General features: G+C 43.2%; 20 protein-coding genes. 2 read left to right on the top strand and 18 right to left on the bottom strand.

Translation table 11 applies throughout. The features are described from left to right. Positions 1–1,347 carry an NtaA/DmoA family FMN-dependent monooxygenase gene (locus tag EL84_RS21045; protein WP_047842977.1) on the bottom strand — a complete coding sequence of 449 codons (1,347 nt, stop codon included), beginning with the start codon at positions 1,345–1,347 and terminating at the stop codon, positions 1–3. A 116-nt stretch (positions 1,348–1,463) separates the two neighbouring features. Further along, positions 1,464–2,567, bottom strand: coding sequence for a Gfo/Idh/MocA family protein (locus EL84_RS21040; RefSeq protein WP_047842976.1), 1,104 nt, complete (start codon positions 2,565–2,567; stop codon positions 1,464–1,466). Positions 2,568–2,833: 266 nt separating this feature from the next. On the opposite strand from EL84_RS21040, the gene EL84_RS21035 reads away from it, so the two are divergent. Further along, positions 2,834–3,178 carry a winged helix-turn-helix transcriptional regulator gene (locus EL84_RS21035; RefSeq protein WP_047842975.1) on the top strand — a complete coding sequence of 115 codons (345 nt, stop codon included), beginning with the start codon at positions 2,834–2,836 and terminating at the stop codon, positions 3,176–3,178. 72 nt (positions 3,179–3,250) lie between these two features. On the opposite strand, the gene EL84_RS21030 is transcribed toward EL84_RS21035, so the two are convergent. The 14 genes from EL84_RS21030 to EL84_RS20960 all read right to left on the bottom strand — a co-directional run bounded on the left by EL84_RS21030 (position 3,251) and on the right by EL84_RS20960 (position 19,436). After that, positions 3,251–4,048, bottom strand: a complete 798-nt coding sequence (locus EL84_RS21030) for a hypothetical protein (RefSeq protein WP_047842974.1) — start codon at positions 4,046–4,048, stop codon at positions 3,251–3,253. A 776-nt stretch (positions 4,049–4,824) separates the two neighbouring features. Beyond that, the gene (locus EL84_RS21020; protein WP_047842973.1) at positions 4,825–5,787 is read right to left on the bottom strand and encodes a sensor domain-containing diguanylate cyclase; all 963 of its coding nucleotides are present in this window, start codon (positions 5,785–5,787) and stop codon (positions 4,825–4,827) included. Then, the gene (locus tag EL84_RS21015; protein ID WP_017688455.1) at positions 5,780–6,415 is read right to left on the bottom strand and encodes a hypothetical protein; all 636 of its coding nucleotides are present in this window, start codon (positions 6,413–6,415) and stop codon (positions 5,780–5,782) included. The genes EL84_RS21020 and EL84_RS21015 overlap by 8 nt, the downstream gene beginning before the upstream one ends. Then, positions 6,405–6,779: a response regulator transcription factor gene (locus EL84_RS21010; RefSeq protein ID WP_047842972.1), complete on the bottom strand. Its 375-nt coding sequence runs from the start codon at positions 6,777–6,779 to the stop codon at positions 6,405–6,407. Before EL84_RS21010 ends, EL84_RS21015 begins: the two co-directional genes overlap by 11 nt. Positions 6,780–7,062: 283 nt before the next feature. Next, entirely contained in the window at positions 7,063–7,965 is a 903-nt protein-coding gene (locus EL84_RS21005; protein ID WP_017688457.1) for a carbohydrate ABC transporter permease, read from the bottom strand. 12 nt (positions 7,966–7,977) lie between these two features. Next, positions 7,978–8,943 carry an ABC transporter permease gene (locus EL84_RS21000; RefSeq protein WP_017688458.1) on the bottom strand — a complete coding sequence of 322 codons (966 nt, stop codon included), beginning with the start codon at positions 8,941–8,943 and terminating at the stop codon, positions 7,978–7,980. Between the two features lie 112 nt (positions 8,944–9,055). Next, positions 9,056–10,711 (bottom strand): extracellular solute-binding protein, encoded by a 1,656-nt coding sequence (locus tag EL84_RS20995; protein WP_047842971.1) that lies wholly within the window; start codon positions 10,709–10,711, stop codon positions 9,056–9,058. A gap of 139 nt (positions 10,712–10,850) precedes the next feature. After that, on the bottom strand, positions 10,851–12,392 hold the full coding sequence (locus tag EL84_RS20990) for a response regulator (RefSeq protein ID WP_047842970.1): 1,542 nt from the start codon (positions 12,390–12,392) through the stop codon (positions 10,851–10,853). A gap of 13 nt (positions 12,393–12,405) precedes the next feature. Beyond that, positions 12,406–14,187: a sensor histidine kinase gene (locus EL84_RS20985; protein ID WP_047842969.1), complete on the bottom strand. Its 1,782-nt coding sequence runs from the start codon at positions 14,185–14,187 to the stop codon at positions 12,406–12,408. Between the two features lie 4 nt (positions 14,188–14,191). Further along, the gene (locus EL84_RS20980; RefSeq protein ID WP_047842968.1) at positions 14,192–15,307 is read right to left on the bottom strand and encodes a helix-turn-helix domain-containing protein; all 1,116 of its coding nucleotides are present in this window, start codon (positions 15,305–15,307) and stop codon (positions 14,192–14,194) included. Positions 15,308–15,657: 350 nt separating this feature from the next. After that, a complete protein-coding gene (locus EL84_RS20975) occupies positions 15,658–16,497 on the bottom strand; it encodes a formylglycine-generating enzyme family protein (RefSeq protein ID WP_047842967.1) in 840 nt (279 codons plus the stop codon). A 133-nt stretch (positions 16,498–16,630) separates the two neighbouring features. Then, the gene (locus tag EL84_RS20970) at positions 16,631–17,266 is read right to left on the bottom strand and encodes a glycoside hydrolase family 11 protein (protein ID WP_047842966.1); all 636 of its coding nucleotides are present in this window, start codon (positions 17,264–17,266) and stop codon (positions 16,631–16,633) included. A 71-nt stretch (positions 17,267–17,337) separates the two neighbouring features. After that, a complete protein-coding gene (locus EL84_RS20965) occupies positions 17,338–18,111 on the bottom strand; it encodes an alpha/beta hydrolase (RefSeq protein ID WP_047842965.1) in 774 nt (257 codons plus the stop codon). A gap of 41 nt (positions 18,112–18,152) precedes the next feature. Continuing rightward, positions 18,153–19,436, bottom strand: a complete 1,284-nt coding sequence (locus tag EL84_RS20960; RefSeq protein WP_047842964.1) for an SGNH/GDSL hydrolase family protein — start codon at positions 19,434–19,436, stop codon at positions 18,153–18,155. A 287-nt stretch (positions 19,437–19,723) separates the two neighbouring features. On the opposite strand from EL84_RS20960, the gene EL84_RS20955 reads away from it, so the two are divergent. Continuing rightward, on the top strand, positions 19,724–20,866 hold the full coding sequence (locus EL84_RS20955) for a glycosyl hydrolase family 8 (RefSeq protein WP_047842963.1): 1,143 nt from the start codon (positions 19,724–19,726) through the stop codon (positions 20,864–20,866). 224 nt (positions 20,867–21,090) lie between these two features. Here EL84_RS20955 and EL84_RS20950 read toward each other — a convergent pair whose 3' ends face one another. Both EL84_RS20950 and EL84_RS20945 read right to left on the bottom strand, forming a co-directional pair. Next, positions 21,091–22,749 carry an ABC transporter substrate-binding protein gene (locus EL84_RS20950; protein ID WP_152683048.1) on the bottom strand — a complete coding sequence of 553 codons (1,659 nt, stop codon included), beginning with the start codon at positions 22,747–22,749 and terminating at the stop codon, positions 21,091–21,093. A gap of 20 nt (positions 22,750–22,769) precedes the next feature. Then, positions 22,770–23,699, bottom strand: coding sequence for a carbohydrate ABC transporter permease (locus EL84_RS20945; protein ID WP_047842961.1), 930 nt, complete (start codon positions 23,697–23,699; stop codon positions 22,770–22,772). Positions 23,700–23,705 lie beyond the last annotated feature (6 nt).

The following is a 23,705-nucleotide window of genomic DNA, read 5'->3' as shown; positions in this document are numbered from 1 at the left end:
TTATTCGTTGATTCCATGTTCCTGCAATCCGTATTCGTAAGGAACGCCCATATTCTCGCGTAGTGTTTTTCCTTCGTATTCCTTATGGAACAAACCGCGTTCCTGCAAGATAGGTACTACCTGATTCACAAAATCTGCAACGCCATCAAAAGATACATCGGGCACGACTGAGAATCCGTCACATGCTTCAGCCAAAAACCATTCTTCCAAGAAGTCAGCAACCTGTGTCGGGGTGCCTGCAACAACCGGATGATAGTTGATGACCCCGTGAGCGAGAACATCTCTTACGGAGAGTCCTTCTTTTAATAACTTTAAGGCTCTCGGAGAACGTGGGTCCATGGGGTTGGCATATGCATTTTTCAACAAGTCTGCCGCTAAAGGTTGATCTATATCTACTGAGTTTACCGATACGGGTAAACCAACCATGGAGCCGAGGTAACTTACCCTGCTAGGGATTTCCTGGGGATTAAAACTCATAAGCTGTTTCCGACGATCCAGAGCTTCTTCCTCCGTTGAAGCCAGAGAAAACATAAAACCTGCAAACATTTTGATATCATCGGGGTTTCGACCGAAACGGGCAGCACTTTGCCTTATGGCTTGTCTGTGTTCACGGGCAGACGTAATATCATAAGGATTGGCGTACACTCCCGAAGCATATTTCCCAGCTAATTCTAATCCTTCACCTCCTCCCCCTGCCTGGAAAATCACTGGCTGCCCTTGCTCAGAGGGCGGAATGGGCAAAGGACCACGAGATGCATAATATTGACCCTGAAGGTTGATAGGCTGGATTTTGTCCATATCAGCAAATTCCCCTCCTTCTACATCTAACGTCCAAGCGTCTGATTCCCAACTCCCCCACAAGGCCTGAACAATTTGTATGCTTTCATGTGCCTTGTCATAGCGTTCTTGGCGATTTTCAACCCGGGCACCGAAATTAGCAGCCGCTAGGGGATCGGATGTGGTAACTGCATTCCATCCCACACGTCCATGACTGATAACATCCAGTGCTTTGAACTGACGTGCAATGTTGTAGGGATAATTAAATGTTGTAGAGAGGGTAGCAACAAGCCCGATGTGTTGTGTCTCTCTTGCTACTGCCATCAGTGCCAACATGGGGTCCATAGGGAACATAGGTGTCTGTGGGCCTAAATTATTGGATAATCCTGGAGTGTCAGCGATGAAAATCATTTGAAATTTTCCTTGTTCAGCTAATTTAGCCCGTTCTACATAACTATCCATATTGGTGTAAGCTGCAGGATCCGTGCCAGGCATTCTCCAGGCGCTAAATTCGGCTCCATAACCCGAAACCATCTGTAAAGCCAGTTGCATTTCACTTCTTTTTTTCATAACGATTTTCTCCTTCGTTCTGGAAAGACACAGATATGTGTGCCCTTACTATAGCGCTAATATATTTAGCATGCTAAGTATATGGATGAATCAGATTTTGTTCCGTTGAGTGAGGGTTATAGATATTGGCGTTCACCGGTCTGGGCTGATTTCTCGACGGCATCCAGTAACAGATGAAGTTTCACCGCATCCGCGAAATTAGGTGCTAAGGTAGTACCTTCTTGAATATCTTTGGCAAACTTACGATAAGCCTGAGCCATGTTCAGAACAATTCCGGAGTCGTTATATAAAGAATGTGGAGCCGAGTAATAGGCATCGGGAATGGGTAGTTCACAAAGCTCGTTGTCCGTAGATCCTGCACCGCGTAATTGGTGTGATCCGAATTGAATGGATGCCGGGGCGCTCAGCACAATCGTGCCGTTGTCTCCGAAAATTTCAAGTGTGAGTCCTGTCTGATGTTTGACTCCACCTTGAATATGAACACTGGCTGCTGCCCCATTAGCCAATTTCCCTGTAATCATGATCTGATCATCCGTTGTTTTCTTGATGACTTTCTGAATATCTACCAATTCAACTTCTGAAAACTGTTGAGCTGTGGTGGCAGACAATTCTGTAAAGTCCCCAAGCATGTAAGTGAAGGCATCCAGATTATGGCCCCCTACAATGGTCAGCAAGTTCCCTCCAACTTTCCGGTCATACAAGTACGCACTCGACTTGTCACCAACGCCACCCATGCCATCAATGGAGATCTTCAGGTTGGCAGATAACACTTTACCCACATAACCTTCTGCCAATAAATCTTTTACATATTGAACGGCCGGGGCTTGCCTAGCCTGTAATCCAATCGCATTTGGCAGTTGTGCGGACGCTATCCATTCCTGCATTTCCAAGGCTTCCTCTGTATTCGACCCCAGTGGCCATTCACAATAGATTGGTTTGCCCGCAGGAGCGATGGCTTTGACTGCATTATAATGTTCCTTGACGTTAATACTGACAACAACCATATCCACATCAGGATGCTGAGCCAACTCCTCCATATTATCAAAGCCGTGATCTGCATAGAAAGCTTCTGCGCTTTTCTTTGCACTCACCATATTACTTGTCCCAACCGCTGTAAGCTCGAACTCATCCAAATGCTGAATAGCTGGAATATGTGTACCACTCGCCCACCCGTTATTAATGGATGCCCCTATGATACCTGTACGAATTTTTTTACTCATTGTTAAACATCTCCCTTGTTAAAATTTACAGTATGATCGAATATCGGTTTGTCTCCAGCCCTTATCAGTCACTCATTTCTATGATATATTTATTTAGCTTGCTAACTATTCAATCGAGATAACATTAATTATTCTTTCACACTTTAGGTAAACTAAAATTGTTTTGGTGTTGACACCATCATAGGTGTATTTGTTTTATTAGCAAAGAGGGCAATTTAAATGAACATAGTACATCTTTTTGTACCTTTGGATCAGGAGTGATATGAATGAGAGTTTGCAACGAAGGATTTGAACAAGAGTTTATAGATGGAAAAAGTGACATGTACGCCATAGCTTTTACTCAGAATGTCCTTTCTGGGCGTTGGAAATATTTTATCTTATGGTACCTGAAAGACGAAACACGTCGATATACGGATATCAAAAAATTCCTTGGAGATTTGTCTCAAGGCTCCCTCACAAAGCAGCTTAAAGAGTTGGAGAATGATGGTGTTATTCAACGTGTTGTATATCCGGAAGTTCCTCCGCGAGTTGAGTATTCGTTAACAGACAAGGGAATGAAGTTACTACCGATCCTTGAAAAGATGGAGGACTTTGGAAAAGAATACGGCTAAGCAACTTAATTGAAATGGATAGCTTAACCCAAAAAAGCCGCAATTTAGCGGCTTTTTTACTCTGAAAAATTTCTATTCTACTTTATAATCAGTAACTACATCAAATTCTCCAATAATATTGTCTCCTTCTACATCATACAAATGAATCGTTCGAACAGTACCATTCACTTGTGTTTGTGCCAAGGCTTCTTCGATGGTAGTGATTTTAGGTGTAAGATCTTCAGCTTTTAGATAACCCTCGATTCCATTGGTGCCAATTGCAGCAATCAAATCGGGTTCAACCCCAATGATTGGTTCAGATAATGCTGATCCATAGGTATGGCCCTGTGAATTGACATCATATTTAGTTTGAAGCAATAATTCGTGAATCGTTTCCGATGTTTCAGTGTTGTTTTCAAATAAAACATTTGATGAATTTACGTTCGATAACTTTAAGTGTGGCGATTTGTATCCAGTATACCGAGTGTATCCATTCCCATTATAGAATTCACCAACGTTCTGAGCATAATACGTCGTTTTAGTCGTTATTCTTGGAGAGTAGACAAAAAAACTAGAGGTTTTCGACGTATTATATGTCATGGAACTTGAAGCTTTTAAGCTTCCGCCAGATGTGTACAATCTAGCCATAGCTCCCATATATCCATTTGGAACACTTGCTGAAGCCTTCACTGATGCAACGGCTTCAGCAGTCGTACCTGTAGTAAAATTCCGAGTCCATACTTCAGATGTGAAAGTGTACGTGTGTCCCTTAATTTTGGGTGTACTATACGGTGAAGATGCAGTATTAGCCAGGACTGTTGAAGATGCCAAAAATAACGATAGAATACAAATCATTACCGTACTAACTTTCTTCGTTTTTCTCTTATTCATAGTTTATCCTCCTCATAATAAAAAATATTTGGATTATAGTTTCAATCTTTAATCCCTCTCTGTAAATATATTAAATTTATTGTAATATTTAGATTTATTTTCCTTTTATATCATAGCACTATTCCAGTTTTTTTGAAATAGATTCGCTAGTTTTCTTGCCTTAACATCAAAGACATATTTATAAGATGTATTTCAGTCAACAATAGTGAAACCATCCACAAGGGAGTGATTAATTCTATCTTGTTGAATGTGACATTAGGTTTTGTGATCCCTATTGTTGTGTTGACTATCGCCTCTTTCAGACTTCTTCTTATTTAATAAAATCCAAAAAAGCCGCTAATATAGCGGCTCTCCATCGGGCCTTACTCTGGTCCCGCTCAATATCGTGGTATCAACATTAATCTATGGTTTAATATTAGCTTGCTGACCATCAGGAGCCACCGACTTATCGTTCGTCTTCACACCCCTGCGCTTCTTGTATCCTTTAAATATGAGATACCCCACTATAATTAAGATAATCGGCATTCCGTACAGTAATAGAATATAGAAACTGAACAGCAAAAGTACGATTATCGATCCATCTATTACATTCAATATGTGCACTCCTTTATAAGTATCACTGGCTGATTTATTACTACTTTACTCAATAATTATTTTCTCATCTTCATATGTAAAAAATATTATTCATAGAAAAAACATATTTTTTCTTATGTTAATTGTATAGACAAATAAAGTTGCTATTATAGCAACTTTATTAAATGACATTTTTAGATTTCTTAAACATTTTCAGGCTCATAAATTCCGTAACCATTCTTGCCATTCTTTTTAATCTTGTACATGGCTCCATCCGCATGTCTCAGAAGTTCGGAAGGCTCCTGTCCATGCTTGGGAAATAGGCTGATACCAATACTCATCGAAAGGTTGATATAGTTTCCGGCAATTTTGAAATGGGTACTGAATGCAGCTTCCAATCTTTTGGCGATGACTTCAGCATCGTGATCATCTTTCAGATGGCTTAAAATGATGAATTCGTCCCCGCCAAGCCGAGCTACAGTGTCCGCACTTGGAATTGTTTCACTTAATCGCTTTGCCATTTCCAGCAACACTTGATCGCCAACATGGTGTCCATATGTATCATTCACTTGTTTAAACCCATCAGCATCCACAAACATGACGGCTAGTTTGTTATGGTTTCTTTTGGCATTACTGATGGCCCAGGCAAGACGGTCATTATAAGCAAGACGATTAGGCAGACCGGTAAGTGGATCATGCAAAGACAAATGCTTGCTGATTTTCTCGGAGATCTTGATTTTGGCGTACTCCGTCTCCAGCTCTTTGATCAGATTTTTAAGTTTATATACCCTGGTATTGGTGTTAGTCATGTCAGTAATCTGAATAAGGGCATAACTCCGATCTTCATGATAGAGCGGTTCAACATGCATATTTTGTCTGAATAATTGTTCATCCTCTCCTTCATTAGGAAGAATGAATGCCTTATGTAACGCGCTTGAGCAAAATCTGCTCTGTCCATGATACAGCGCATTTTGCAAAATATTTAAATACATGTTCGACTTAAACCGTGGGCAGACCTCAAGCAGATTCAAGCCTACTACCTCTTCTACATTCTTGCCCGTAAAGCGCTCCAACCAGGCATTCCACACAACAATTTTTAAATGCCTGTCCACGATCATTATTCCCATATGGGCTTTGTTCAAAGCTTGTGAAATAAGATTATCCATTGTCCGCCTCCAACAAAGCGTCCATTTTGGCCAGCAGGCTCGATATGGAATTCATACTTAATGCTATGACAATGATACCTGTCACATCCGTATCGGCAAGTAAAAACGAGGTATGTAACACCAAGACATAGACTTCATTCTGAAGCAATATTTGTTGATCGGAATTGGTGACATAGATCAGTTCAATATCAGGCAGGACGTATTCCAGTTTGATCTCGAGGAAATTACCGAATTCTCCAATAATGGCGTTAAGCAGGACATTGCTAACTTCCTTCAAAACGTCCAAATCCGTATCCATCAGGTTCGGATCGTTCGGTATAACGCTCTCACCCAGTTCTCCAAGACAGATGTTTGCCAATACTTTAGCCTGCTCAACAGGAAACATCAGAAATGCTTTTCCCTGAAATTCGTATCCAAACTGTAAGGATGACCTAAACAGGTGACCTTCACTAAAGAAAATGTTGTATCTTCGATCTCCAGGATCAACATCGGATATGGAGATTAGTTCCACTTCCGGAATATTCAAAACGATACGCTTGTCTACAATCTCTGACAACATGTTAGCCGCTTGTCCCACGTAAACGTTCACTAGTTCAGTAAGCAAATCCTTCTGTAAATCATTCAGCATGATAGGCCGCCTGAATCAGTTGAATCATGGTAGTTGCCTTCTCTGCGGTTAACGGTTTATTCAAAAAACCAGAAATGCCTAACATTTCAACTTCATCCCTAGTTGTCTTCTGAATATCTGCGGATAAGATAATAATTTTGACATTGCTATCCGTTTCTCGAATCATTCGAAGCATTTCTTGTCCGTTCAAACCAGGCATTAGCAGGTCGGTGGTTATAAAATCAGGTTGAAATTCCTTGAATAGGTTGTATCCTTGCTCTCCATTATTGGCAACCTGAATCTCGCATTCTGGAATATGATCAACAATCAGCTTTGTAAGCAATTTCTGTACAAAAATGGAGTCTTCCACGATTAATACTTTCATTTTCTCTTCAGTCTCCTTGATAAAGTGGTAAGGGCTCGGGATGGTCAGGCGCTGTGGACAGTTCTTGATATAGGGCTTTCGCGCGCAGTGGCACCCTGAAAAGAGACTGACTGGTGAATCAAGTAAATATAAATTATAGTAACTTTAATTTAATTGTCAACAACATTATTGAATAAGTTAGATTCGTGTGCAATTGACATACTACGGCCCGCCGTTTAAAAAAACATAAAAAAACGGTCACCTAGTGACCGTTTTTGATCGGTTATCTGGAACTGCATTAAGTTTACTCTTTTACCCCTCCAAGCTGCAAGCCATGAACGAAATACTTCTGCAAAAATGGATATACGACTAAGATGGGTAATGCCGCAACAATCGTAATCGCTGCCCGAATAGATACAGGTGTGACCATGTTACGCGCAGCACCAAGATCTGCACCATTGGCAACGGCTGCACTGCTGTTGGAATTCATAGAAGATGATAATAGTTTCATCAACTCATATTGCAGCGTGCTTAGGTTTTGTTTGGAAGATGCATACAGAAACGTATCAAACCAAGAATTCCATTGACCGACTGCAATGAATAGTGCAACAGTAGCAAGAACCGGTTGGCACAGCGGTAGAATAATGGAAATGAATGTTCTGAAATCTCCAGCACCATCGATTTTGGCGGATTCGATCAATCCCTCGGGTAGTGTCTGGATATAGGTTCGAATAACAATCATATTAAAGGCACTGATCAGCCCAGGAATAATGTACACCAGGAAGTTGTTTAACAAATGCAAATCTTTCATTAGGAAGTAAGTTGGAATAAGACCTGCACTAAAATACATCGTAAGAACAACTGTAATGGTAATGGGCTTTCGTAATATATAATCTTTTCGGCTTAGTGTGTAAGCCAGCATGGAGGTTAAGAATAGACTTAAAACTGTCCCCAAAACCGTTCTCGCCACAGATATACCAAAGGCGCTGAAGATGGTCCCTCCTGCAAATACTGCTCTGTAGTTTTGATCTGTCCATACCCGAGGCCACAGATAAATCCCACCCCGGATGGTGTCATTACCGGCATTGAATGATACGGCGAGTGTATTCACAAACGGATACAGGGTAACAATCGCGATTGCGATCATCAGTATACCATTTAACGTATGGAAGACAATCGGTTCAAGCCGAGATTTATTGATTCCCATCTCTAGTCCCCCTTATATTAATCGGTCTTCCCCGAGCCGTTTGGAAATTGAATTCGCCGCAAAGATCAGCGTGATACTAACTACTGTTTTGAAGATACCTGCCGCAGTAGCCAAAGAATAATTCCCGATCTGTAGTCCGTACTTCAGGACAAATATATCTATCGTCTGTGACCAGTCGACAACCACACCATTACCTAACAGATACTGAACCTCGAATCCAGCTTCCAAAATCCAGCCCATATTCATGATCAGCAAAATGATAACAATGGATTTGATTCCGGGTAAGGTCACATACAGCATTTTCTTATATCGGTTCGCACCATCAATCTCTGCCGCTTCATAGAGGGAAGGATCGATAGACGTGATGGCCGCCAAATAAATAATGGCATTCCAGCCAACTTCTTTCCATACATGGGATGCGCCTACAATGCCCCAGAAGTATTCCGGAACGCTAAGCCACATGATAGGTTCTTGAATGATATGCAGCTTCATGAGTACCACATTCACAATACCACCATCTACAGATAGTGAACTTGCTACGATACCTGTCACAATAATCCATGAGAGAAAGTGAGGTAAATACGATATTGTTTGAATGGTTCGTTTATATAACTTATGTTTGATCTCATTAAGTAAAATGGCAAATATAATTGCTGTCGCAAATCCGAGCACCATATTGATGACGCTCATCGCAATGGTATTACGAAGCACGTTAAGAAATGCATCATCTGTTAACAAAAACTTAAAGTGTTTGAGCCCGACCCATTCCTGCTGCGTGAAACTCTTCGCAGGACTGTAATTCTGAAAGGCCATAACCCAGCCCCAAATGGGATAATACGAGAATACGAGAATGTACGCAACGATGGGCAATGACATGAACATGAGTTGTCTTTGTCCGCGCAATCGTTTTAACAGTGGTGCTTTGGGAACGACTGTACGGGTGGTTTGCTCTGGTATGGCTCCAGGCGTGTTCGCCATCTTTCACTCCTCCTATTGGCTTGCAGCGACTTTAAGCATGATGTCCCCGGAAGGCACTCGCCTGAGTAATCCTTTGGTTGATACCTTCCGAGAGAATCATTGCCGCATTTTTTTATTTAACAGACCAGTTCTCGATTCTCCATTTCAGTTGTTCATTAATCCGATCTTCATAGGATTTAACATCGATCTTCTTGTAAGCGTCTACGTATTCAGTCCAAATGTTATCGAACTCATTTGGTTTTGACATGATTGCTTTAGGCAAGAATTTCAATGAAGTGTCTGTCATTTGTTTGTTCGCTACCGCAGCATCAGAGCCTTCTTTCAGATCGACCTGCCATGCTGGATAGTACACTGGATTTTCTGGTGCAGGAGAGAAGAAGTCACTCCACGTTTTGAAGCCGTATGCATCCAGAAGTTCTTTATCTTCCGGTTTGAGGTTGTCATAGAATTCCTCAGGTTGGTTGATCGCTCCAATTGCATTGCCATCTTCAAATGTTCCTTCGAGCTTCGGTGCAGCAGCGTAGAAACCTTCAGCTTTGTTAACCAATCTCCATGCTGGATCATCCTGCTCTGTCCGTTGCTCTGGTGTACGATAGAATCTTCCCTCTTCATTCACTTGATAGTCTACACCCTCTTCACCCCATGACAAGAGCTTCTGGTACTTCTCGTCCATAAGCTTATCGAGGAATTTGATGAGTGCGACAGGGTCTTCGGCATCTTTACTGATACCAAAACCATTGTTCAAGTTAATGACCGGACGATCCAGATAATGATCTGTGATACTTGTATCATAGACAAGCGGGAAGCCTACGTATGTCTGGCCAATTTTCCCCTGTGCTACGAGTGGGTCTTCGCCGGCTTGGAAATTCCAGTGCTGATCGAACATACTAAGCACACGTCCCGAAGAAATTTTGGCCAGATATTGATCGTAGTTCTGAACAAAGGCTTCTTTATCCAGCAATCCCTCGTTGTACAGATTGTTTAGTTCCTTATAATACCGTTTGGAGATATCTTTGTCGGCAAACACGGTTGCGACTCCACTATCATCTACGACTACGCCCCCGTCATTGGGGTGACCCGTAAGATGTTCAGGTGGGTTAAGCAAAGGGAACGTCCGCCAGTCTGAAGCCAATGTAGTGAAACCAATCGTTGGTTGACCATCAATAGTTGGATTCTTGGCTGCATAATCACGGACCAACTTTGTGAAATCATCCAACGTTTTAGGAGTTGGGTACCCGGCATCCTTCAGTATGGACTTTTGGATCCAGAATGCAGGACCAGAATAATAGTTACTAATGAACTCTCCTGTATACACTCCATAGTTAGGCAACCAGTAAATATGTCCGTCACTGGAATCTTTCATCCGGTTCCAGTCTTTACCGAAATGTTTCTTCAGATTAGGTGCATGCTCTTCAATGAGATCTTCAAGCGGAATAACCGCACCCGCTGAGACCAACTTGGTGTCTGCTGTGATCAGATCCGGGAAATCGCCCCCGGCAATCATAACGCCCAACTTCTGTTGAAGATCACCTACTAGAAACTCCATCTCAAGATTAACGCCGAGTTCATCCTGAATCTTCTTGTAGATTCGGTTATCTTTAGCTGGCGCCTGATTTGGCGTTCCGATAAAGGCCGAAATGTTCAGTACCTCTTTCCCATCCTTTGTAGTCGCTTTCTCATTGTCACCGCTGCATCCTGCCAGTGCCAAACTCAAAGCCAGAACGAGTGATACGGAACCCCAAAGCTTCTTTTTCTTAAGTCCCCCCATGTACTTGCCCTCCTTGGAAGTGGTATGTCTTACTGTTTTTAGTATGAAGAAATGTATGCGGTTACAAAATATATACATTTAAGGTCTACCCCCCTGTAATTGTAGGTCTTATTCAGGAGGGGTTCTTCTTTTTCATGGATCAATTCGCATACTTTTGCCTGTATTCTACTGGTTTCATGGCTGTTCGTTTTTCGAAGTGTCTGAGAAAATGCTGGTAACTGCGGTACCCTACTTGCTCCGCAATCGCACTGGATGTTTGATTCGTCTGCTGGAGCAGACGCTTCGCTTCTTCCATTCTTAAATCATGTACTACCTCGATTACACCCTTACCATACTTTCGCAAAAAGGATTGCCCTAAATGGACAGGATTCACGTAGAATTGTTCTGCGAGCTCCTGGATCGTAAATGTCTCCCTGTAATGCATCTGCACATATTCAGCAACCGTCGCCTGGATGCCACCCATTTGCCTCTCCCGGAAAATCGCCAGTGCTGACTTGCATTGCAAACAGAAATGTTCCAGATTGTTAGCAACCTCTTCTATATTTCGATGGCCCTTCTCTAGAATTCCGCTCGCCAATTCGTTCATTAGAGCATTAGGTTCTCCTCCTAATTCTCTACACAGGGACAATCCGCGGAATATAATATGGGTAGAGAAAATATGTACAATCTCTGGCGCAGCCTTCATCTGTACAAACAGTTCAAAAGCACTCCGAATCGCAGACGAGAGTTCCTCCACAGAACCGTTTTCAAGTAAATCGCAAATATGGTCCACCTCTGACAGCGTTTCCGGATCAAACTGCCAATTCTCCAGCTGAATATCTTCGGCAAACAAAAGACGCTCTTGGTTAAAAAATAAATAACGCCCAACTTCCTGAGCGGAGCGGAAGGATTCAGATAAATGCTCCAGTTTGTTGACTGTTAATCCAACCGCGATATGAATTTCTTCGCAGCCGTTATGTTGCATATTGTTCATCAAACGCTGTGTAAAAGCTTTAATTGCTTCAAATGTCTCATTTCTATCATTCGCTTCCTCCCCCCATACAAGTCCCAATGAGTCTCTTGTTCTGTCTATCACATAACAGCAAGTTGTTTCTTCAGCCGTTTGTTCGGCTACTGAACAGACTTCCTGAATATCTCCCTGAAAGGCTATCCGCAGGTATGCCCAATGGGACTTGTTTAAACGAGGAAGGATCTCTGACATCTCCTCCTCCGATATATTTTGCTTATCCTTAATCAGTGCAGACAAAAACGCTTTGATCCTTTGCTCGTTTGCATGTTTCCTTATACGCTCCTGGTTTTCACGCTCCTGCAATTGCATACGGAGACGGACCAACATATCCTCTGCTTCTGTACTGTCAACCGGTTTGGTTAAATAGTTGGAGACACCTAATCGAATAGCTTGTCTGGCATAATTAAAGTCACTGTATCCACTCGTGATGACAAACAGCACAGACTCATGTTCCAATCGCCTTGCTTCTTCTACAAGTTCCAGCCCATTCATCACAGGCATACGAATGTCTGTCACCACGAGATCAGGTCGATCTTGTTCCATCATCCGAATGGCTTCCTCACCGTTGGCGCACACGCCTCTGATTTCGAAACCATACTTTTCCCAATTGATCAGAAGCTGTAACCCTTCAATGGCATAAGGTTCATCATCGACTAACAGTACTTTATACATGAGAGTTTACCTCCTATTTCCTCTGTTCCAGCTTGGAGATCGGTATACGGTACCCTGCAATAGTTTCCTTTCCAGGTACACTGCTTAGATCAAATATCGCATTTCCTTCATAAAAGAGTTCCAACCTGCGGTAGACATTGCGGAGTCCTACATGCTCGCCGTTCCTGGGTCTTTCAGAACGAATATCTCGCAGGAGCTCGGTTAGTCTCCCTGCATCCATACCGATTCCATTATCGTTCACCTGAATAACCAGTTCAGAAGCGTTTCGACTCGCCGTTATCTTAATCTCTCTTCCATTTTTTCGCGCCTGCAAGCCGTGTTTGCAGGCATTTTCGACGAGCGGTTGAATACTCATGCGGGGAATAAGCAACGAAGCTGCATCAGGATCAACCTCGAAGGTGTAATCAAACAGCTCTCCAAAGCGAAACTTCTCAATCTGGAGATAAAGATTCGTAAATTGCAGCTCTTCTTGCAAAGGAATCAGATTGTCAGAATGACTGAGCAACTGTCGCATCAGTTTGGACAGACTTTTAATAATCTCAATTACTTCCGTATATCCATTCTTCGTACTAACGACCAGCAAGGCATTCAATGTGTTAAATAAAAAATGGGGATTCATCTGACTCTGGAGCATGGACAATTCAGTCCTCACTTGATCCAGCTCCAGATCTTTTTGACGGATTTCCAGTTTATATACGTCATTAATCAGCGTATGAATTTTACCAATCATGATGTTAAATGTACGAATAAGCCCGCCAATTTCGTCGCGGCCTTCGTGAATTTCAATCAGATCGAATCGTTCGTTACGAACCTTCTCCATATGTCTGGACAACTTGCGAATCCGATAGTGGTAGGAACGCAAAATAATGTAGATCAATACAGAGGGGACCACGATACTTAATGCGAGTAACCCCAGAATTGACTTAAAGGCTTCTTGCAGCAGGTGGTCAAGGTGACGCGTATCGGCAACTCCAATCAATTTCCAACCCTTTAGATAGGCTAGATTCCCCAACGATTTTTCGAGCGTGTAAGCAGAATCTCCAGATTCCTTGAGCATTGATTCATTATCAAGGGGGGATAAGTCGGTTTCGCTGAATTCCCCACTTGAAACGACAGTTCGATTGTTACTGTCCACCAGACGCAGCTGAAGACTGTCTGATTCACGATTTAAAATGCTATACACCCGGCTAAGTTCCAGATCAATCTTGGAATACTTGTTGTAATTGGCATAGGAAGTATAGGTATCCATTTTGCCAATCACACTGATTCTTCTTCCCGCGTTAAATCCGGATGGCTCAATATAATCAACGACAAGAATGCCTCCACTGGTGGATTTCAGCTGTTTCAATCCAGGGAGTACATTCTTGTCTTTCATCACGATATAATGACTACCCGTCTGAATGGTATCGTTATCCGTATAGATACGCACCTCCAGAATATTCGCTGACATGTACCGTGTTAATTTATCTCGCAGGAATGCATGGTAGACGTTGTAATAATCCACGGGGGAGTGATAGGTCCGATCCAGTGCCTCATAGAGCGAATCGTCTGCTGCAATAATCCGGCTCAGGGCAACGCTCTCATCAATCATGCCTAGCAGTTCCCCCGCAGCCCTGTCGATGGATTTACGCAGATTTTCCTGTTCTCTAATCTTGATATCCGCAGAGGTTCGTTCATAAAAGAAGATATTAATCGTTATTACAGGAAGGAGAATACTAAGTACATAAATAAGCAGAAATTTGGATCGGAGAGGAATATCATTAACCTTACTGAACATCCAGAATTTATGACGCATATAATCACCCTTGGTTTTTGTTTTTATAGACTGACGGAAGCTCCCCTGTATGCGCTCTGAACTTTTGGGTGAAATATTCAGCATCATGATATCCTAGCCTGAATGCAATGTCAGTGATCTTCATATTGGTACGTCGCAGGAGTTTACGGGCCTCCTCAACACGAAGCTGGTGCACATAGTCACTGAAACTGACCCCCATCTCCCGCTTGAACTGTTGACCCAGGTAGGCAGAATTCACGTGAATACGATTAGCTACATCTTGTAATTTAATTTTACTTCGATAGTGTTGCTTCAATTCATTCACTGCTTCTGCAACCAGCCCTCCCGTACCCGTCTTTTGGTTCAATTCAGACTGGGAAAGTTGCTTGGATAGTCGAACACACAGGTCTTGCAATGTGCCGGAAGACCAACTCGCAGCCTCATGCCATTCTTTTTCACATAGTATTTCTCTGCAACCCTCTCTTTTTCCATATTTTCGTAGCAGCTCCCCGTGGATATATCGAATGACATGATGTATCCATTCCAATGAAACCTCTGCTTTCTCACTTTTCTCTAACAGTGCACTCACTGCAATATCGATAGAATACGTGTTTTCTGCTTCAATCAACGCCAAGATCTCTTTGGAGATATTCATCATTTGCTCTAAATCATATTCTTCGTTTATTCGATATTCATTAAAATGATCTTCATAGGTTTCATCTGTAACCGTGACTCCATTTTGCTGTTTTTGCTCATTTCTGCGTTTGTCCAGAGGTTCAATCATTTCCATAAGGATTTGATGAATCTCCTCGGGAACAAGAGGTTTAAGCACGTACTGATCGACCTGATACCGTATGGCTTGCTTCGCGTAATTAAAATCGGAGTATCCTGTAACGATAACAATTTTAGAGGTATAGGCGAGATCTTCTCGCAAGGTGTGAATCAAACCAAGACCATCCATAACAGGCATTTGAATATCAGTGACGACAAGATCCGGTTCAACCGAGTTGAATAGAGCAAGTGCTTCCTCCCCATCCGTTGCCGTTCCGCAGAGTTCATATCCACAAGCTCGCCAGTCAATCATCGTTCTCCATCCTTCTAGCATAAACGGCTCATCGTCCGCGACAATGACCTTGTACATTAGCTCACCTCACTTTTATCCTTGATCAGCTGCATGTATTTTATCTATATCAATAGGTAGATTCCAGTTGTTCTGAAAACGCTAAACAGCAGAACAACAGCAGGATTGTTGTCTGCTCGCACAACTTTGGAGAACAAAATTTCTACCAGTCTCATCGTCATTTATCAATAACATAGAACATGGTTCCATCGGACCGTACTATAAGAACGCTCCGATTGTAGCGAAGCGCCGGGTTAACAATTCAAGTGTAACGCTTACATTTTTGTACAACAACCTGTTAAACTATAGGTTTTCACCCGACAAAGTATAGGTTTAGCTCAGAAGTAATCTATTGTCAGTAGAAAGATTTTTCATTCTCCACGTACAATACGGAATCCTTGATCGGGACCAAAACCATTTGCATCAAATTTGCCTCGAAATGATATTTCATTGTTATTGACACCGCCGATCCAGCCTCCGCCTTTCACAACTCGCCAAGTTTGATTTGGACTCTCCGAATCGCTGTACCAGTCCCAGCACCATTCTCTCACATTCCCAGACATATCATAGATTCCTAACTCATTCGCCTTCTGAGTTCCGACTTTTTTGGTTTGATTACGATTGCTCTCAATAGCGGGCCAGCTCCAGTCACCCGTCAGAATGTTCTCGCCGGCATTTACCCAGTACCAAGCAACTTCATCAGGATTATTACTTCCGCTGTATGTGTAATTTAAGCTCTTTTGACCTCCGCTTGCAGCGTATTCCCATTCTGCCTCTGTGGGTAAACGGTAACCGTTGGCGTCCTCGTTGATCGTTACATTCCATTTTATAGTGTCATTTTCATTGTGATTATTCGTGTCCTGGTTGTCTTTATCTATATTGTAATAAGGTTTCAGGTTTTCTTTTATACTTTTTTGATTACAGTATTCCACTGCGTCATACCAACTGACCATTTCAACAGGCTGGTCATCTCCCTTGAAGCCAGAAGGGTTTTCCCCCATAACCTCCATCCATTCTTTTTGAGTTACTTCGTATTTGCCAATATAGAAGGAATCCAGCGTTTCATTCCTATCGATCTGACTCGGCTTACTGCTCTTGAAGGCTCCTCCTTCGACGAATACCAAGTCATCGCTTAATTTCGTATTACTTGCTGAACAAGCACTTAGACTAACAACTATAGCGATTAAAGTTAACCATACCAGCTTCTTCATTCAATTATTCTCCTTTACTAGCTTAAATCCGGCAACGTCGAGGTCTGTTAGTCTGGAGAATAACGTTACTCAACGCTACCGGAAAATTGAATTTCAAATGCAGGTGCAGAAGTTGAACTGCATCACATCATTTTTACCAAACCGTCACGTTTGCGCTTCCGCTACTTTGATAACCTTCGGTTGCCATCACCTGATAGGACCAGCTGTTGCCTAAGTACATCCCTTTGCTCGCCCATGCATTCACATGATTACTGAACGTGATGGTAGAATTGACTCCGATTGGTTTCTTGGTCTGTCTAACACTCCAATACTGAGGGAAAGTCTGAGTACCATCAATGGAAGGTGCATTGTATCTCATCGTTGTATAGATGTCATATGTGCCGCCATCACTAGTCATCGAGCCCTTATACGTTCCGGTAGGACGATACGTTCCCCAGCTATCCACCACGTAATATTCAATTAGAGCGTTTCTAGTCCAACCATAGAAGGTGAGATAGCCGTTACCTGAAGGAGAGAATACGCCGGCATTATAATTGACCACTCGATTAGGCGTACCGTATGTCCACCCTTTCCCGACAACAAAGTTCCCGGTATTTTGCCAATTCACGCTGTAATTCCCGCCCGATCCATTCACGGCGTTGACCGTTCCTCCACCATCTGTCCAATTTTGCCAATAATCTGTTGCTGCGCTCGATGTGGCTGCGAAGACACCAAAACTCATGGCAGATGCGAGAACAACGGTTAACAATTTTTTGCTAAATTTAAACATAGATTATACCTCCTGATATTTTAATAGATTTGGTTGATGCTACAATCCGATATGAATGTTCTTCAGCAAATTCACTTGAAAAGACGTTGCGAAAACAGATACAGATCGTTCTTCCACACGGGCCAATCATGTCCTCCACTTTCCTCATGCCAAATGTGAGGTACTCCGTGTTGCGCCAGATATTGGTGAACCCCAAGACTAATCTCTATAAGATTGTCCTGTTCACCGCAAGAGATCCATAACAGCGAGAGTAATGAAGGCGCTTTCGAAAGATCAGGGACAAGTAGCTCCGGACTTCTGGTGTTTGGGGCTGCGGAGAAAGCACCGATCCATGCAAAATGGTCTAGATTACTTAATCCGATATTTAAGGATTGACCTCCACCCATGGATAAACCAGCAATCGCCCTTTTATCCCGGCTTTTATGCAAAGGGTAGTTCGACTCCATGTAAGGTATCAAATCGTTGAGCAGATCGGAATCGAACCGTTTAAATGCTTTGATTTTCTCAGGTTCAAACAGGTCTCCTACGGCTCGATCATTCGACATTGCGCGACCGTTGGGGAAAACAATAACCATCGGTTCAAGCATATTATCGTTGTACAGATTATCGAGAATAATTTGCGGAGAACCATGAGTATGCCATTCGGTTTCGTCTCCGCCAATACCATGCAAAAGAAAAAGTACAGGATACATCGTTGTCGAAGAAAATTCTGGTGGGGTGTACACCATCGCTTTACGGGAATTGCCAACCGTGGTGGAAGGATACTCTACCGTCTCCATGACTCCACGTGGTATATTCTCCCGATACTGGTCATATCCCGTTACTGCTGGTGAGATCAGTTCCATTCTCTTTTCCTCCGAACATATGAGTGACTATCAGTCTTCAGTTAATCCACATAGCCAAAACCCAGAATAGTGAAGCATTTATGTTCATGGCCTTCCGCCATTTCGATCTCGATGGAGTGCTCCCCCACATGCTCTTCGTTAAGCAGAAGTGTGGCATGGCAATGGGTCCAGTTCACTTGACGCGGATCGACTTTTTGGACAAATACCCCATCTACCTTGATATGTGCAGTTCCGAATTCATCGTTACCAGAATCCTTGAAGATCAGAATGAGGCGTTTGCACTGCAAACTTATCCGAAAGCTACTCTGATCCTCTTTTCCCTCTCCTGTACGCATCCAGTTGTTGGGGAACTGAGGTGTACCATAGTCATGAGCATCCATCTCAGCCATCTGCAGATCCGTGTCCGTTTTACAAAAAGAGCCTGCATCGATTCGGGCAATATGATTGCCGTTTTTCCGATCCAACAGCTTCACATTAACAAATTCATTTCCAATTAGCGGAGCTTTTTCAATATCATGATCTTTCTCATCCCACTCAGAACGATTCGTCACGTCGAACAAATATTCCAAACAATCGGCCATAATTCGATGCCCTATGTTAGTTGGATGATATATATCATGGAAAAATTGCTTTTTGGAAATAACATTGCCTTCACCTTTTGTCTTGTTGAACTGTTCTACGACAGCATCTTTCACACTTACCATTGGCAGATCATAATGCCAGCCTACCGGAGCGAGACGATCCTGTAGATTCCAGTCATTTTCGAATACACTGAATAACAAGATGACCGCTGGCTTGTTATCGGCAGTAAGTGCTTTGAGTACCAGACTCTCGTAACATTTACCTTGGGTTTCATCATCTGCGTCATTGACTGCGAATTCGATTATGACAATATCCGGCTGAACGGCACCTCCCCTCAGCACATCACGATCATAACGTACAATCCCCAGTTCTGAAGGAGTTCCACCCACACCTGCTTTAATCAGATGAATCGGACTATCTTTTGAAAGCGCAAACATAAACTTGAACGACTCATAAGACCGATAAGCGTAACTTTGGAGATGAATAGGTACTGCACCAGCACCATGGGTAATGGAGCCTCCAATATAAGCGATAACGACAGGTTCGCCGTTTTTTGCCTTCTCAATGGCTCGTTTTAATCTGACATTATTTCCTTTGTTCAGAAGAGATCGGCCAATCATGTCGCGATATCTAGGTGACTCAAAATCAATTGCGGGCTTGACTGCCGACGCTGTCACTCCAACTGGATCGCGCGGTGCAGTGAATTCCGTGTTTTCACCTGCATCTCCTGAATCCTGGAGCATAAATCATCATCACATCCTTCCGGTTAGATTCTGACCATCCTCAAACAACTTTTAAAGAATCACAGCTTGTATTATTAGATCAGATGTGATCCTTCTCCCAAAGTGTATCCCTTACATAATTTTACAACAACCTGACAAAGTATAGGATTTTAACCAATATATCATTTTAATTTGAGTACAATGACAAGCAGATCAGAACACCTATAATTTTTCATGTAAACGCTTTAATTTGTATACTATTTCCATGTTATAATTTTGAAAAACCGCATTGATGAAGGAGGATACTCATGAATATCACGGGTCAAGGCGCGTGGGATACGGGTACATATACAAATCTGTTCTTGAAGCTAGGCTACGATGAGAATGAGATCACGAACAGATTGGAAGAAACATGGAACGAGCTGTTTTATGGCGATGACAATACTCGAATATATTACCCCATGGGTGTGGACAAAGGTTATTTGCTGGACACTGGTAATCTCGATGTTCGCTCCGAGGGCATGTCCTATGGCATGATGATGGCTGTTCAGATGGACAAAAAGGAAGAATTTGATCGACTCTGGAATTTCTCACACACGTTTATGCAACATAAAGCGGGACGTTATAAAGATTATTTTGCCTGGCATTGCAAGCCTGACGGAACCCGACTCTCGCAAGGTCCTGCTCCTGATGGTGAGGAGTTTTTTGCCATGGCGCTTTTTTTTGCCTCCAACCGCTGGGGCGATGGCGCTGAACCTTATGATTACAAGGCACAAGCCCGTAAGATCCTTCGTGCATGTATACATCAGGGCGAAGAAGGCGAAGGCGATCCCATGTGGGACCCGGAAACAAAACTGATCAAATTCATACCAGAAACACCGTTTAGCGACCCATCCTACCATCTGCCTCATTTTTATGAACTATTTGCGAAATATGCGGATGAAGAAGATCAGAGCTTCTGGAAAGAAGCGGCGACCGCTAGTCGGGCCTACCTTCATACAGCCTGCCATCCAGTAACCGGACTATCACCTGAATATGCGAACTATGATGGCTCTCCGGCTCCAATACAGCCGCATGGTGATTTCAGACATTTTTACAGTGACGCTTACCGTGTTGCTGCGAATATAGCGCTGGACTGGGAATGGTTCCGCAAGGATCACTGGCAGATCGAACAATCCAATCGCATTCAATACTTCTTCAGTGATATTGAAATGTCCGATTATCGTCGCTATACAATAGAAGGTGAACCTTTCGACGAACCTTCACTGCATCCTGTAGGTTTGCTGGCTACCAATGCCATGGCTTCACTGGCTGCGGACGGTCCACATGCTGACACATTCGTTCACAAGTTCTGGAACACACCTCTGCGTCAGGGAGAGCGACGTTATTACGACAATTGCCTGTATTTTTTCAGCATGCTCGCTCTAAGCGGAAGATATCGCATGTACTAAACTAAGGGAATGTGCACGAGCCGTTGAACCTGCCCTGTGAAAGTTTGGCTTGCAGGACAGGTCCAATCACTGAATTTTAAGAAGGATGCAATGATATTACGATTTAATCTATATCAATAAAAAACGTTCCCGGCTCGCATATGTTGACTGCGAACCGGGAACGCGTTTGGTTGTGCAAATACAGGCAGTAACTTTTCCCGCTCTGTATGATCCAGATACTTTAATTATTTGGAGACAGAAGAAGTATCATAGGAAGACTGCATAATCTCCAGATATCGATTAATGTTCAATCCCTCCAGGCCTTTCACATATTCATCCCAATCCTTATCCAGACTTTTGGCGCCAGTAATAAATTGCAGGGCGTTCTGATCGATGTAATCCTTGAGATTGGTCTGCATCATGCTGGCTTCATCAGCTTGGGACGGATCTACCCACAATGCCCAATGAGGGAAAATCTCTTTTGGTTCCTTGCCCTCCATTAACAATGTCGCCTCATAGAGACGTCGCTCACCACCATCATTGGCATAGATGTCTGTCCCCTGTACTTCGGAGTCCCGATATGCCTGATAATGATTGTACTGACTTAATGCAGCCCAACTGTCATTACGAGGTTCTTCTCCAGAAGGAAGCGGAATGGCTTTATATAACGGCTCAATCTGATCATTGAGCGCCACTTCTCCTTCTTGTGGTTTGCGCCAGCTTACGCCCTCTTCTCCCAGATATGATGCCATGGTTCCTTCCTGGGTATAGAGATAATCCAGCAGCTTTATGGCCGCGATCTGTGTTTCCTCACTGGCTTTGTTTGTCAGTACAAAAGACGCTCCGGGATCAATCGGATAGTTGTACGTAGCATAAGCAGCATGGGGTCCCTTCAATGGAGGGATGGGATTATAATCATTCCCGTAAGGAGAACCTTCGGCAGTGGTTACGAATAATGATGGATGCATCGCTGCTCCCGCACCGAGAAGCTGTGCATCAGCGTTATCTCCAATTTTTTTGAAGGCCCCGACGTTTTGGGTAAATGCCCCTGGATCAATCAACCCTTCATCGTACAGGGATTTAATATAGGCAAGCCCTTCTTTCCACTCCGGTTTGTTCACTACGGTCTCCACTTTCCCCTGATTGACAATGAGATAATTCCGATCGTCGTCATAGATAAAACCGTTCATCAAGTACGGAATAATGTGCACACCGAAATTTTCAGTCGAACCGCTTAGCGGTACTTCGTCGGCTTTACCGTTCCCGTTCGGGTCTTTCGTTTTAAATGCCCGAAGCATTTCCTTAAATTCTTCTGTCGTCGTGGGTTCGGTCAGGCCCAGTTGTTCCATCCATTTGGTGTTGACCCACATCTTGTTTGGATATGAACAGTGAAAACATTCATTCAGACCCGTCAGACCATAGATATTTCCGTCAGGAGCAGTGTTCATGGCCCGATAATAGTCATTGCTCTCAAGTACTTTTTTAATATTGGGAGCATGCTCCTTAATCAGATCATTCAGTGGCAAAATAACCCCCTGCTGACCAAACTTCAACAAGTCTGTCTGGGAGAAACGATCTACCCAAGGGATGAGCAGATACAAGTCCGGATAATCACCGGAAGCCAGTGAAATCTGTCTTTTCTCCGCTGCACCGTCGAATGGAACCGTAGTCCAGTTGAACTGAATATCAAACTTCTCTTCCATTTTCTTCGTGAATTTGTTAGTGGACAGGTTGGTATCCGAACCCTGGTGAGCAAACACATTAATGGCCGTCTTGCCTGACGGATCGCTGCCTTCCCCGTTCCCCTTATCAGAGCTTGAACATCCGGCAAGTACCAACGAGGTAAACAGCATACAGGCAAGAATGATGAATCCCGCTTTTTTCAATATAATCCTCTCCTTCATGAATAATAGAAAAAATGAACTTATCCTTTAACTGAGCCAATCAGCATACCTTGCACGAAATACCGTTGAACAAAAGGATAGATGATTAGCACCGGCAAGCTGGCCATCACAATTAACGAGTACTTCATGAGTTCAGCCATCTGCTGCTGTTTGATCATTTCCGATGCATCCATGCTCCCCGTACTGCTGTTCAGAATAAGAATGCTGCGTAATATCAGCTGTAGCGGATAGAGCGACTGTGATTTCAGATAGATGAGGGCGTCAAAGTATGCATTCCACTGACCGACAGCGTACATAAGTGACAACACGGCGATAATCGGTTTGGCGAGTGGCAGGATAATACTGACGATAAACCGGATGTCACTGCAGCCATCGATGTCTGCTGCTTCGGACAATTCTTCCGGTATCGAATTCTGAAAAAAGGTGCGGGCAATGATGACTTGCCATACCCAGACGGCATTGGGAATCAGCAACGCCCAGCGGGTATCAATCAGTCCCATGGTTTTGACCACCAGATAGGTAGGGATCAAGCCGCCTGAGAACAACATGGTGAAGGTAATAAACATCATTAACGAGCTGCGGCCAACAAACGTTTTTTTGGATAATGGATAAGCAATCATAATGGTCAGTGCCACGCTGATGAAGGTGCCGCAGGCTGTATAAAAAAGGGAATTGGCATACCCGGTAAGGACTTGATCATTCCGCAATACAGACTTGTAACCGTCAAACGTCAGGTCAATGGGCCACAACCAGACTTTTCCCGAGGAGACGGCAGCAGGGCTGCTGAGCGAAGAACTCACAATATATATCAAGGGATACAGCACGGCAATCAGCACCACTGTCAACATGAAGTAAACAACCGTTATAAATACGCGGTCTCCCCAGGATTCACGAATCGTGCTGCTGCTCTTGATCCGCGAACGACCTGCATTTGTCTGTGTGTTAGGCATGGGTTG

The sequence above is a fragment of the Paenibacillus sp. VT-400 genome, assembly GCF_001029205.1.
Lineage (GTDB): Bacteria > Bacillota > Bacilli > Paenibacillales > Paenibacillaceae > Paenibacillus > Paenibacillus amylolyticus.
Note: the sequence above shows the minus strand (reverse complement) of the source record. Positions and strands in the feature narration are given on the sequence as shown.